Origin of the sequence: Pseudomonas sp. 2995-1, assembly GCF_002742505.1 — a bacterium.
GTDB classification, from domain to species: Bacteria; Pseudomonadota; Gammaproteobacteria; order Pseudomonadales; family Pseudomonadaceae; genus Aquipseudomonas; species Aquipseudomonas sivasensis.
The window spans coordinates 600,381-612,736 of record NZ_LJSA01000332.1 but is presented as its reverse complement, the minus strand read 5'-3'; the positions used below and the strand labels follow the sequence as shown (position 1 = coordinate 612,736).

General features: G+C 62.5%; 11 protein-coding genes. 7 read left to right on the top strand and 4 right to left on the bottom strand.

What is annotated here, in order from left to right:
* Position 1: 1 nt before the first annotated feature.
* From AOA61_RS11800 to AOA61_RS11785, 4 genes are read right to left on the bottom strand one after another with little or no spacing between them, the layout of a single operon-like run.
* On the bottom strand, positions 2–445 hold the full coding sequence (locus AOA61_RS11800) for a hypothetical protein (protein ID WP_032885180.1): 444 nt from the start codon (positions 443–445) through the stop codon (positions 2–4).
* Positions 435–1,733: a phosphatase PAP2/dual specificity phosphatase family protein gene (locus AOA61_RS11795; RefSeq protein WP_032885181.1), complete on the bottom strand. Its 1,299-nt coding sequence runs from the start codon at positions 1,731–1,733 to the stop codon at positions 435–437. Before AOA61_RS11795 ends, AOA61_RS11800 begins: the two co-directional genes overlap by 11 nt.
* 2 nt (positions 1,734–1,735) lie before the next feature.
* Entirely contained in the window at positions 1,736–3,490 is a 1,755-nt protein-coding gene (locus AOA61_RS11790) for a bifunctional alpha/beta hydrolase/class I SAM-dependent methyltransferase (protein ID WP_032885182.1), read from the bottom strand.
* Between the two features lie 10 nt (positions 3,491–3,500).
* The gene (locus AOA61_RS11785; protein ID WP_099601799.1) at positions 3,501–4,118 is read right to left on the bottom strand and encodes a CDP-alcohol phosphatidyltransferase family protein; all 618 of its coding nucleotides are present in this window, start codon (positions 4,116–4,118) and stop codon (positions 3,501–3,503) included.
* Between the two features lie 320 nt (positions 4,119–4,438).
* On the opposite strand from AOA61_RS11785, the gene hflK (AOA61_RS11780) reads away from it, so the two are divergent.
* The 7 genes from hflK (AOA61_RS11780) to AOA61_RS11750 all read left to right on the top strand — a co-directional run bounded on the left by hflK (AOA61_RS11780) (position 4,439) and on the right by AOA61_RS11750 (position 12,319).
* On the top strand, positions 4,439–6,343 hold the full coding sequence (gene hflK, locus AOA61_RS11780; RefSeq protein ID WP_099601798.1) for a protease modulator HflK: 1,905 nt from the start codon (positions 4,439–4,441) through the stop codon (positions 6,341–6,343).
* Positions 6,344–6,355: 12 nt separating this feature from the next.
* Positions 6,356–7,342: a protease modulator HflC gene (gene hflC, locus AOA61_RS11775; RefSeq protein WP_032885187.1), complete on the top strand. Its 987-nt coding sequence runs from the start codon at positions 6,356–6,358 to the stop codon at positions 7,340–7,342.
* A complete protein-coding gene (hflK, locus tag AOA61_RS11770) occupies positions 7,339–8,373 on the top strand; it encodes a protease modulator HflK (protein ID WP_099601797.1) in 1,035 nt (344 codons plus the stop codon). Before hflC ends, hflK (AOA61_RS11770) begins: the two co-directional genes overlap by 4 nt.
* Positions 8,370–10,256, top strand: coding sequence for a cation-translocating P-type ATPase (locus AOA61_RS11765; protein ID WP_099601796.1), 1,887 nt, complete (start codon positions 8,370–8,372; stop codon positions 10,254–10,256). Before hflK (AOA61_RS11770) ends, AOA61_RS11765 begins: the two co-directional genes overlap by 4 nt.
* 117 nt (positions 10,257–10,373) lie before the next feature.
* On the top strand, positions 10,374–10,625 hold the full coding sequence (locus AOA61_RS11760) for a membrane protein (RefSeq protein WP_032884507.1): 252 nt from the start codon (positions 10,374–10,376) through the stop codon (positions 10,623–10,625).
* A 69-nt stretch (positions 10,626–10,694) separates the two neighbouring features.
* Positions 10,695–11,540 (top strand): DUF692 domain-containing protein, encoded by an 846-nt coding sequence (locus AOA61_RS11755; protein WP_099601795.1) that lies wholly within the window; start codon positions 10,695–10,697, stop codon positions 11,538–11,540.
* Positions 11,531–12,319 (top strand): DNA-binding domain-containing protein, encoded by a 789-nt coding sequence (locus AOA61_RS11750; RefSeq protein WP_099601794.1) that lies wholly within the window; start codon positions 11,531–11,533, stop codon positions 12,317–12,319. The genes AOA61_RS11755 and AOA61_RS11750 overlap by 10 nt, the downstream gene beginning before the upstream one ends.
* Positions 12,320–12,356: the final 37 nt, after the last annotated feature.

Sequence of the window (12,356 nt, the reverse complement as noted above, 5' to 3'; positions counted from 1 at the left end):
CTTATCCGGCGAAAGGCAGCCAAGGGCTGGCGAGGATCACGCCCAGGGTCAGCAGCGCTTGCGCGCCCAGCAGCCAGGCTTGTTTGCGCAACAATTTGAGGGCGCCGCGACGGCGCTCGGCCCAAGGTCGGCCGGCCCGATTGGGCGATTGCAGGCCGAGGGTCTGCAGGGCTTGGTCGAGGTCGGTGGTGCGCTCAGTATCGCGGGCCAGCAGGGCGAACAGGTCGGCGTCGAAGGCCACGCGCAGCGCCCAGTACTTTTGCAGCAGGCCGAGGATAATCATCCACAGGCTGAGCAGCAGGCAGATGATCGAAATACTCGCCATCAGCAATTGGGCCAGGCCGAATAGCACACCGGCCACGGTCAGTCCTGTGGATAACTGATCCAGCGAACGGCCACGGCGCAGCAGGCTGGCCACCACCTGGAGTTCCATATCAGCGGGCATGGGGCAAACCCTCCAATGCTTCACGGTGAGCGGGGTGCAGGACCACATCGGTCCGTGCTGCACGAATAATAGTCAGCGCTTCGTCCACCGTCGTGGCGCGCCCGCTGTGCAACAGCCAGGCGGCGACGGCGGTAGCGCTGCGTGAGTAGCCGAGGGCGCAGCACACCAACAGCGGGCCGCGTGCGCGGAGGCGTTCGATTGCTTCAGCAGCTTGCCGGCATTCGGTGGGTGTCGGCGCTATCAGATCGAGCACCGGGATGCATTGATACGCGCGGCCCTGTGGATTAATCGGCAGTTCGGCGCATAGATCCACAATAGCGCTGAATGAACTCTGCTCCTTTGAGGTAGGAATCCGCCCCAGCCAAACGTTATCCACAATCACGTTGGGCTGTGGATGGTTGCGTGTCCACAGCCGGGAATTGATCCAGGCGGCCACTAGATAGGGCGCATATAACCAGCGCGCGGCGGGTGTGAGCTGACCATCAGCGCGCTTCTGGAAACCCGCCGCGCCCAGCACGAAGTAATTCGCCTTGATCAGCCCAAGGGAAACCGCTGGCCACAGCAGCCACAGCCACCAACCGCCCAGGCTTAACGCCACGATGATCAGCGCCAGGGCGCCCAGGCCGTAGCGCACGCCCAGCTGCCAGCGCTTGCGGTCTTGGGTAAGCCGCGTATTGAGCAGCGGGCTCGGATGTTCGAGCGGCCACAACCACACGCAAATCCAACCCGCGAGGGCGCCTGTGGGTAAGTCGATAAAGTGGTGTTGATAAGTGGTCAGCACCGAAATTCCGATCAATGCGAACCAGCCATGCACCAGCCAGCGCCAGAAACCTTGGGTATGACGTTGGAACATGACCCACAGGATCACCAGCAGCGCGATGTGCAGCGACGGTGCCTGGTTGAATGGCTTGTCGAAGCCCGCCAACACCGCAAACAACCAGCCAAACACGCCATCCAGCTCGGGCCGCTCGAAGGTGAAACGCAGTGGCCAGATTAGGAAGCAGCTCACCGCGATCACCTGGGCACTCAGCAGGCGCAGTGCGTGTTGCTTGAGTTCATGACGGGTGCTGGGCAGCAGCAGGGAGAAACCGTAGAGCAGGTCGATGGACCAGTAAGGCACGATGGTCCAGGCCCAGAACGGCATATGGGTTTCCCAGCCGAACACCAGCGTGCCCACGTCGCTGCGCTGGCTGGTGACCCAGGTGGCAAAGCCGTAGGTGCTGAAGAACAACGGCGCTAATAGCAGCAGCCACAGGACGGCTGGTTTCAACAAACCGGGTTCGCGCATGCTCAGATCTTCTGTGCCAGGGACACGGTAAAGATGCCCCACTCATCCACACGCTGGGTGATTTTGCGGAAACCGGCGGCTTCCACCAGTTGGTCCATTTCCGCCTGGCTGCGACGGCGCATCACCCAGGCCTGGCCTTGGCGATGGCTGGTCAATGCGCGGGCAATCAGCTCCAGTTGCGGGTGCCATGGCTGGCCGGTGTACACCAAGTAGCCACCGGGTTCGACCGCTTCGGCGAGGCCGGCCAGCGAACCGCCGACCATGCTGTTATCGGCAAACAATTCATACAGCCCAGACACCACCGCCAACGTCGGCTTGGGTTCCAGCGCCGCCAGGTCCGCGCGATCAAACGCATCGCCTTTGACGAACTGCGCGATATCCCCCAGGCCTTTCTCGCGGATCAGCGCGCCACCGTCGCGCACGTTGATGTCGCTGTAGTCGCGTAGCAGGATCGATTCCGGCAGCGGCGACACGCCCTGCAAGGCCTCCAGAATGTAACGCCCGTGGCCGGCTGCGATGTCGACGATACGTACTTCACGCTGTTCATCCCGCAACTTGGCCATGGCCAGGCGCAGCAGTTCTTCGACGTTCAGCTTGCGCTGACGGATGCCGCGCCAGCCGATGGAGTTGAGGTAGTTGGTGTCGATCATCCGCCCCAGCCCGCCCTTGCCGGTGGGTTTGTTGCGGTAGACGTAGTCCAGGGTACTGCCGGAGTCGAAACCGGTGTCGAAGCCCAGTTTCACACCATCTGACAGGTTCTTGCCCAAGCCCATGCTGGCGCGGGTCATGCGCCAGTACAGGTCACGCAGGGAGTTGCGCGGCAGCGGCGCGGCGAGGGATTCGGACTCGGCGCAGGTGGCGCCCAGTTTGTCGGCGTCGAGCAGGGAGGCGCGGTCCAGCGGGTGAGCAAAGTTTTGCAGGATAAAGCGCCTGGCACTGCTCACCGCCACGGCGCGGTCACGTTCGCCGAGGGTGTCGTGGAAAAAACCGGGCAGGATATGCAGCTCTTTTTTCAGGCTGCCTAGGCGGTCGAAAAATTGCTGCTGGGGTTTGCGATGCACCACGAAGTCGGAGCCGGAGATGAGCAACTGAGTCGGCACTTGGATGGCCTGGGCATCCGCTACAACCCGGTCGGCTGCTTCGTACAGACCCAGCAGCACATTCACTGAAATCGCCTTGGTGATCAGCGGATCGCTGTCGTAGGACGCCACCCGCTCCGGGTCATGGCTGAGGAACTTGGCCTTGACGTAGCTGTTGACGAAAAAGTTGCCGCGAAACTTGCGCATCAGCGCCAGGCCTGGACGAGCGAACGGCACGTACAGCTTGACCTTGAACGCTGGCGAGGCGAGCACCAACGCGCGGATTTTCGGCGCGTAATCGTGCACCCATGTGGCCGCGATTACCGCACCGACGCTTTGGGCGATGACAGCGAAGTTTTCCTCTTCGATGCCGTAGGTGGCGCCGATATGGTCACAAAAGGTTTGCACGTCGCGGGCGCTGGTGGCGAAGCTGGGGCTGTCACCGCGCTCGCCGGGGGATTGGCCGTGGCCGCGGGCGTCCCAGGCGAAGAAGTCGAACTGGGGCAGGTTCAGCTCATCGACCAGATGGGCGATGCGGCCCGAATGCTCGTGGCCGCGATGGAACAGCACGATCGCCTGGCGTGGCTCGCCGTCCGCAGGGGAAGTGGCCGGCCAGTGTCGGTAAAAAAGCTCGACGCCATCATGGGTACTGAAGGTGTGTGCTTGCTGTTCGCGCATCGCAAAATCCTTATGCAGAAGGGGAAGGGGTTTCTTTCAGGCCTTGTCGTACGCGGTTGACCAGGGTGTAGGCGAGCAGGGCGGCGACCAGCCACATCACCGTGTCGACCCAACCTGCGCCGAGCCAGCCCAGCGCTACACCGGTGGCCAGCACGCCGAGTACAAACGCCCGATCACTTTTGCCCATCGGCCCGTCGTAGCGCCGTGAAGAGCCGACCATGGGCCCGAGCACACCGGCGTATTCGCTGAATACCGCCAGCAATGCCACCAAGAGCACCGGCGCCAGGCTCACGCCCGGGATCAGTGCAAAGGGCAGGATCAGCGCGCTGTCCGCGATCACGTCACACAATTCATTGAGGTAGGCGCCCAAGCGCGACTGCTGGCCGAATTCACGGGCGAGCATGCCGTCGATGGCATTAAGGGCCATGCGCGCAACCATCCACAGCGGGATCAACGCAAACAGCCACAGGTGTTGGGCGAAGCTGGCAATCAGCAGGCCCACCAGCAGAGAAATCACTCCGGCCAGAACGGTGATTTGATTGGCGGTGGTGCCGTTGTCGTAGAGGCGCTGCACGAGAGGACGCAGCAGGTTTTGAAAACGCGGTTTGAGCTGATAGATCGAAATCATGGGGGGTGACGCTTCCTTGTCCGTGAGCCCGCGAAAAACTGGTTTGGAGTGTGCCGATTAATCATGAGATCTACCAGTGATGGCTCGTGTTTATGGGGGTTTAGTCACGCTCTGGAGAGCACTGAGAAACAAATGTAGGAGGGGGCTTGCTCCCGATGGCGATGGATCAGCCAGCACAGGCACCAACTGACAGGGCGTTATCGGGAGCAAGCCCCCTGTCACAGGGGATGTGTGTCGTGTTCAAAAGCGCTTTTTGACGAACAAAAATTTCACGTCGCGTGTTATATCGTAACGAATTGTGTACAGACGGGCGTGTTGGGATGCAAGTGGATCTAGAAGCTGACGGCGCTTCTGTAGAAGGCCTCGCGCGCTTTCAACAGGGGCAGTTCCATGCCCGTCGATTGCGTCAGGCCGGTATCAGCCTGACAGTGCTGGCCGTCGCCGGTTGGGTGCTGGCGCTGTTTGTCGCCTTGTTTGCGCCGCTGTCGATCTGGCCGGTGGTATTGATCAACAGCGCCTGCGCGTTGCTGGTGCTGGTGGCGGGTTTACAGTCGGCGTGGTGGGTGGCCGATTGGCGCGCCCAGGCGCTGGAGGAACCCGTGGTTGAAGTACCGGTTGAGCAAACGGGCGGGTACGCGCGGCTGGTTGGGCGCTTTGGCAAGCAGATTGGCGCGCCGGTGTTGTGGCTTGGCGGCTGGTCGCTGCTCGCGCTGGTTAGCGTTATCGAATTCTGGAACCTGGCGTTGCCGGCTGCGGCTGTAGGTCAGTCCGCCAGTATTGGCGCCGCGTTGGCCTTGGCCCTGGCGTTTGGCTTGCTGGTGTTCGAACGTCGCCTGGCCCAGGAAACCGCCGCGCAATGGCCGGAAGCTTCGCAACTGGCGCAGTTGAGCCGAGTGGCGATCAGTTGCCTGGTGGTCAGCGCGATTTGCCTGCTGTTTGCCGGTGCCGAGTCCGTGTGGCCGTTGCGTCTGGCGGTGTTGATTGGCCTGCTGCCGGCACTGGTGGCGGCGGAGTTTCTGCTCAGGGGCGCGTTGTCATTGTTCAGCCCGCGCCAACCGCATCTTGAACCCCGCCTGATGGCGCAAAGTTTTATCGCTGGTTTGCTGCGCTGGCCGCCACAACCGTTGCTGGCGTTGCAGCACGAGTTGCACAACCGCTTCGGCATTGACCTGCGTCAGATCTGGGCCTTTACCTACATGCGCCGCGCATTTTTTCCGGTGCTGCTGGTGGTGCTCGTGATCGGTTGGGCGCTGACCGGTGTGCATGAAGTGCCCCTGCAAGGCCGTGGGATCTATGAACGCTTCGGCAAACCCGTGCAAGTCTTCGGCCCTGGCCTGCATGCCGGGTTGCCTTGGCCATTGGGTCGCGTCATTAAAGTGGAAAACGGCGTGGTGCATGAATTGGCCACCAGCGTCAGCGAAACTGCTTCGCCCGAGCTGACACCTGCGGAAGGTCCGGCGCCGTTGATTGCCAATCGACTGTGGGACGCCAGCCATGTGAATGACAAATCCCAAGTCATCGCCAGCAGCAGCGGCGATAAGCAGGGCTTCCAGATCGTCAATATGGATGTGCGCTTCGTCTACCGCATTGGCCTTACCGACGAGGCCGCGCTGGCGGCGACGTATAACAGTGCGGATGTACCGACCCTGATCCGCAGCACCGCCAGCCGCATCCTCGTGCACGACTTTGCTTCGCGCACCCTCGACGAATTGCTCGGCGAACAACGCACCAGCCTGGCTGACGAAGTGGGGCGCGCGGTGCAGGCGGATCTGCAGAAACTCCACAGCGGTGTGGAAATCCTCGCCACCGTTGTGGAAGCCATCCACCCACCGGCCGGTGCCGCCAACGCCTATCACGGCGTGCAAGCTGCGCAGATCGGTGCTCAGGCCCTGATCTCCCGCGAGCGCGGAGCCGCCAGTGAGCAGACCAACCAGGCCCTGTTGCAAGCCAGCATTGCCCGCGATCAAGCCACGGCCACGGCTCATGAAGTGAATGCTGGCGCACAGGCGGCCGACCTGCGTTTCGCCGCCGAACAAAAGGCCTATGCCAGTGCAGGTCAGGCCTTCGTGTTAGAGCAGTACCTTGGCCAACTCAGCCAGGGTCTGGCCCACGCCAAACTGCTGATTCTGGATCATCGCCTGGGCGCCGATGGCGCACCGACGATCGATCTGCGTTCTTTTACCTTGCCGGCCGATCCCTCGGTGCCGCGTAAAGCCGTTCAATAAGGAGTCTGTCTGTTGAGCGCTCATTCTCACGATCACGGTCATCACCATCATCACGGCCACCACCATCACGGTGATGAGCACGCTGCTGGTCCATTCCCTTGGCGGCGTATGGGCTGGGCCGTGTTGCTCGTATTGTTTGCGGTCGCTGCGGCAAGCCTGGTGCAAGTGCGGTCCGGCGAAGCCACGGTGATTACGCGGTTCGGCAACCCGTCGCGGGTGTTGCTGGAGCCGGGCCTTGGTTGGCGCTGGCCGGCGCCGTTCGAAGCGGCGATCCCGGTGGACCTGCGCCTGCGCACTACTTCCAGCGGCTTGCAGGACGTGGGCACCCGCGATGGCTTGCGCATCATCGTGCAGGCCTATGTGGCGTGGCAGGTGCAGGGCGATGCCGACAATGTGCAGCGCTTTATGCGTGCGGTGCAGAACCAGCCGGACGAGGCGGCGCGGCAGATTCGCACCTTCGTCGGCTCGGCATTGGAAACCACGGCGGCCAGTTTTGACCTGTCCAGCCTGATCAACACCGACGCCAGCCAGGTACGTATCGCCGATTTCGAGGCGCAGTTGCGCCAGCAAATTGATCAACAATTGCTCACTACCTACGGCGTACGCGTGGCCCAAGTCGGTATCGAGCGGCTGACGTTGCCCTCGGTGACGCTGACCGCCACCGTCGACCGCATGCGTGCCGAGCGCGAAACCATCGCCACCGAACGCACTGCCGTGGGTAAGCGCGAAGCGGCCCAAATCCGTTCCGCCGCCGAGCGCGACGCGCGCATCGTGCAGGCCGACGCCACGGTGAAAGCCGCCGATATCGAAGCGCAATCGCGTGTCGAGGCCGCGCAGATTTACGGGCGGGCCTACGCGGGTAATCCCCAGCTGTACAACTTGCTGCGCTCGCTGGATACCTTGGGCACGGTGGTGACGCCGGGCACCAAGATCATCCTGCGCACCGACGCCGCACCATTCCGTGCGCTGGTGGACGGACCGAAGGACGTCCAGCCATGACCGAGCGTGACAGCCCGGACAGCCCATGGATTCAGGCCGGGCGCCTGACGTTCATGGCGCTGTACGCGGTGACTGTGTTGGCGGCGTTGGCCTGGGCATTTTCCAATGTGCGCCAGATCGACCCGCAGAACCGCGCCGTGGTGCTGCACTTCGGCGCCCTCGACCGTATCCAGAATGCTGGCTTGCTATTGGCCTGGCCGCAGCCATTTGAGCAGGTGGTGTTGCTGCCGGCCGCCGATCGGGTGATCGAGCGGCGGGTGGAAAACCTGCTGCGTTCGGAGGCGGCGGTGCAGGCTGACCGCGTGGCCAGTTTCGCCACGCCCTTGAGCGATGCCATGGCCGGCTCCGGCTACCTGCTGACCGGGGATGGCGGAGTGGTGCAGCTGGATGTGCGGGTGTTCTATAAGGTCACCGAACCGTATTCCTTTGTATTGCAGGGCGAGCATGTGTTGCCGGCCTTGGATCGCCTGGTCACGCGCAGCGCCGTGGCCCTGACGGCGGCGCGGGACCTGGACACGATTCTGGTGGCGCGCCCGGAACTGATCGGCGCCGACAATAGCGCCGCCGAGCGTCGTGAACGGTTGCGCGGTGACCTGGTGCAAGGCATCAATAAGCGGCTGGCGGAGTTGACCTCAAGCGGCTTGGGCTTGGGGATCGAAGTCACCCGTGTCGATGTGCAGTCGAGCCTGCCGGGCCCGGCGGTGAATGCGTTCAATGCGGTGCTGACGGCCAGTCAGCAAGCCGATAAAGCGGTGGCCAATGCGCGCACCGAAGCGGAAAAGCTCACCCAAACCGCCAATCAGCAAGCTGACCGTGTGGTGCAGGTTGCCCACGCCCAGGCCAGCGAACGCTTGGCCAACGCCCAGGCGCAAACCGCCACCGTCGCCAGCCTCGCCCAGGTCAAAGATCCGGGTTTGCTTCTGCGTCTGTACCGCGAGCGCTTGCCGAAGATTCTCGGCCAGGCGGGCTCCGTGACCACGGTCGACCCTAAAGACGACTCCCGCTTGATCATCCAGGGAGCCGAGCAATGAGCGCACCTATGTTGACGTCCGCCGAGCAGCGCAGCGCTGCCCGGCAATTGACCCTGGCCATGCTGGCCTTGGGATTACTCGTGCTGGGTCTGGTGTGGCGCTGGCTGGCGCCGGACCAGACTGGCGTCAGTCAGCTATTACTGGGTGTGGCATCACTGCTGGTGGCCGTGCCGGTGATGCGTTCGGCGTGGTACAGCCTGCGGTTTCCCAGCCTGCATGGCATTACCGATCAACTTATCGCCTTGGCCATGCTTGGCGCCTGGGCTACGGGGGATCTGCTAACGGCGGCGTTGCTGCCGATCATCATGATCTTTGGGCATGTGCTGGAGGAGCGCAGCGTGATCGGTTCCCAGGAAGCGATCCATGCTCTGGGCAAACTGACCCGCAGCCATGCGCGGTTGGTGCAGGCCGACGGCAGCATTGTTGAAGTGGACAACGGCACGCTGAACACCGGCGATATCGTGGAAGTGCGCGCGGGTGACCGTGTGCCCGCCGATGGTGTGGTGTTGTCGGGCCAGGCGAGTCTGGACACGGCGCCGATCACCGGTGAGTCGGTGCCGTTGGAAGCCAGCGTCGGCGTGCAGGTGTTTGGCGGGGCGATCAACCTCGACGGTCTGCTGCGCCTTGAAGTGACGCGCACCGGCAACGAGTCGACCTTGGGCAAGGTCATCGCGCTGATGCAGAACGCCGAGCGGTCCAAGCCGCCGATCACGCGACTGCTGGAGCGCTATGCGGGCAGTTATATGGTGTTGGTGCTGCTGCTGGCGGCGGTCACCTGGTTTGTGACCAATGACGCCCAGGCGATGCTCGCCGTGCTGGTGGCGGCGTGCCCCTGTGCGTTGGTGTTGTCGGCACCTGCCACGGCGATTGCCGGGATCGCCGTGGCGGCGCGCCATGGGATTCTGATTCGCAGCTCGGCGTTCCTGGAAGAGCTGGCGGACTTGACCTCGCTGGTGGTCGACAAGACCGGCACCCTGACCTTTGGCACGCTGCGATTACAGTCCATCGAAACCCTTGAGCCGGACCGGCAGGCGTTGTTGAATCTGGCGGCCAGCCTGGGCTCGGCGAGCAGTCACCCAGTCAGCCGCGCGCTGGCGGGGTTGGCTACCCAGCAACAACTGTTGATGCTGACCGACATCCGCGAACGCCAGGGCCTCGGCGTGGTGGCGCAGACCGAGCAGGGCGAAGCGGCCCTTGGGCGTCCGGAGTTGTTCGAGCAGTTGGGCATTGCCACCACGGGCGTGCCCAACCATGACGGCCCGATTGCCGGGCTGGCCCTGAACGGGCGATTTCTCGCCTGGCTGTTGCTGGCTGACAGCGTCAAGCCGGAAGCCCGCCTGGCGCTGCAAGAATTGCGTGAGCTGGGCCTGGGCCGCCAATTGCTGCTGACCGGCGACCGTCAAAGCGTGGCCGACAGCTTGGCCTTGGACGTGGGCATCAGCGATGTCGAAGCCCAGGCGTTACCTGAGGACAAGCTCAACCGCGTGCTGGGCGAAATCGGCAGCGGCTTTCGGCCGATGGTGGTGGGCGACGGGATCAATGACTCCCTGGCGCTCAAGGCCGGCGTGGTGGGCGTGGCAATGGGGGCGGGCGGGGCGGACATCGCGCTGGCTTCGGCGGACGTGGTGCTGATCGGCAGCGACCTGCGCCGCCTCGGCACCTGTGTGCGCTTGAGTCGCCAGTGTCGGCACACGTTGCAGGTCAATGTGATCATCGGTCTGGGCTGGACGCTGGCGATTGTGGTGTTCGCCGCATTTGGCTGGTTGGGGGCCGCAGGGGCAATGATCGCGGCAGTGTTGCACAACCTCAGCACGTTGCTGGTGCTGGGTAACGCCGGGCGTTTGCTACGCTTCCACGAGCCGCTTTTGAAACTCGACGAATAATTTTCAGCAATATTTGCGCACCGCTGTAACGCCGGTGGGGGGCCTCACTCTAGTGGTGTGTCGAGACTGAACAATCCGTTCAGACCGACGCCACTACTGATCATGAGGAATACAACAATGAACATTAAATCCGCTGCTGCTGGTGCCGCTTTCGCGATGGCCGCCGCTACCATGTTTGCTGGTGTCGCCACCCAGGTACAAGCCGCAGACGCGCCAGTGCATTGCTACGGCGTAACCTCCTGCAAGGGCATGAACGACTGCAAGACCGCTGAAAACGCCTGCAAAGGCCAGGCAGAGTGCAAGGGCCACGGCTTCAAGGCTATGACCAAGGCAGCCTGTGACGCGGCTGGCGGCAAAGTCGGCGAATAACCGGCAAACGAGTGCAACCGCAGCGGCAGCCCCCCTCCGCTGCGGACACACTTTCCCCAGGAGTCAGCCATGTCCGCTTCCCTTCCAAGTCTGGGTTACGGCCTGGGTTTACGCAGTGAGTACTACCAGCAGATCCTTGAACAATCGCCGGCCGTGGATTGGTTCGAAGTGATCTCCGAGAATTATCTGGTGCAGGGCGGTAAAGCCTTGTACTTCCTGGACGCGATAGCCGAGCGCTATCCCCTGGTGATGCACGGGGTGTCCCTGTCCATTGGCGGGCCCCACGCCATCGATATCGATTACCTCAAGCAGATCAAACAGCTCGCCGAGCGTATTCACCCGGCGTGGGTTTCCGATCATCTGTGCTGGAGCCGCGGCAGTGCGCACCAGTTGCACGACCTGCTGCCTCTGCCTTACACCGAAGAAAGCCTCTATCACGTCGCCAGCCGCGTTCGCCAAGTGCAGGACGTGTTGCAGCGCCCGCTGGTGCTGGAAAACGTCTCCAGTTACGTGCGTTCCAAGGCAGATGAATTCACCGAGTGGGAATTCCTCAACGCCTTGGCTCATCTGTCGGGGTGCCAGTTGTTGCTGGACGTCAATAATGTGTACGTCAGCTCTCGCAACCATGGCTTCGATGCCTGGACCTTTATCCGCAACCTGCCGCCCGACAGCATTCGTCAGCTGCATTTGGCGGGGCATATGGACTATGGCGACTACGTGGTCGATACCCACGACCATCCGGTCTGTGATCCGGTGTGGGCGCTGTACCAACAGACCCTGGAGCACGTGGGGCCTGTGTCGACGCTGTTGGAGCGCGATGACCATTTTCCGCCGTTCGAAGAGCTGCTCACCGAGTTGAGCAAGGCCCGCGAACTGGGCGCCACCGCCTTGTCCAGGAGAGCGGTATGCGCCTGACCGATTGGCAGTTGGCCTTCGAACAGCATTTATTAGCCCAAACTCCCGACGCCAACAGTGGCTTTGCCGCCACTTTATTGGGCGGGCCGACGCTGGACGTAGACACCGGCCTGGCGATCTATCACAACGCCTATATCGCGCGGTTGCAGGAAGTACTGCGGCACGACTTCAGCGCCATCCTCTATTGGCTAGGGGATGATGAGTTTGCGGCGCTGACCCACGCTTATGTACGCCGTTATCCGTCGGCCCATTACAGCTTGCGTTGGTTTGGCGAACGGTTGCCGGCGTTTATCCACGAGCACCTCGTGGCCGAACAAAGTGCACCGCTGGCAGAGCTGGCTAAGTTGGAGTGGGCTTTTACCCTGGCCTTCGATGCGCCGCAGGGTCAGCCGCTGTCCCTGAATGACATGGCGCTCCTGCCGCCCGAAGATTGGCCGGGTTTGCAGGTTGCCCTGACGCCGTCCGTGCAGCAGCGACTGTGTCACTTCAACAGCGTGGGCATCTGGCGTGCCAGCAAAGATGGGGCGGATTTCCCAGGCAGCTACACCTTGGACCTGGCGCAGATCTGCCTGGTATGGCGCCTTCATCATGTGTGCCATTACCGCAGCCTGGAACCTGCGGAAGCCTTAGCATTGGCCGGTATGGTGACGACCGGTTGGACCTTCGCAGAACTGTGTGAGCAGCTAGCAGTCACTTATGCAGAGGGTGCGCCGTTGCAGGCTGTTACATGGCTGAAACAGTGGGTCCAGGACGGTTTGCTCCAACGCCGAGCTCCATAGAAGAGGGCTATCAAATCGATAGCCTCCTACTTTTATT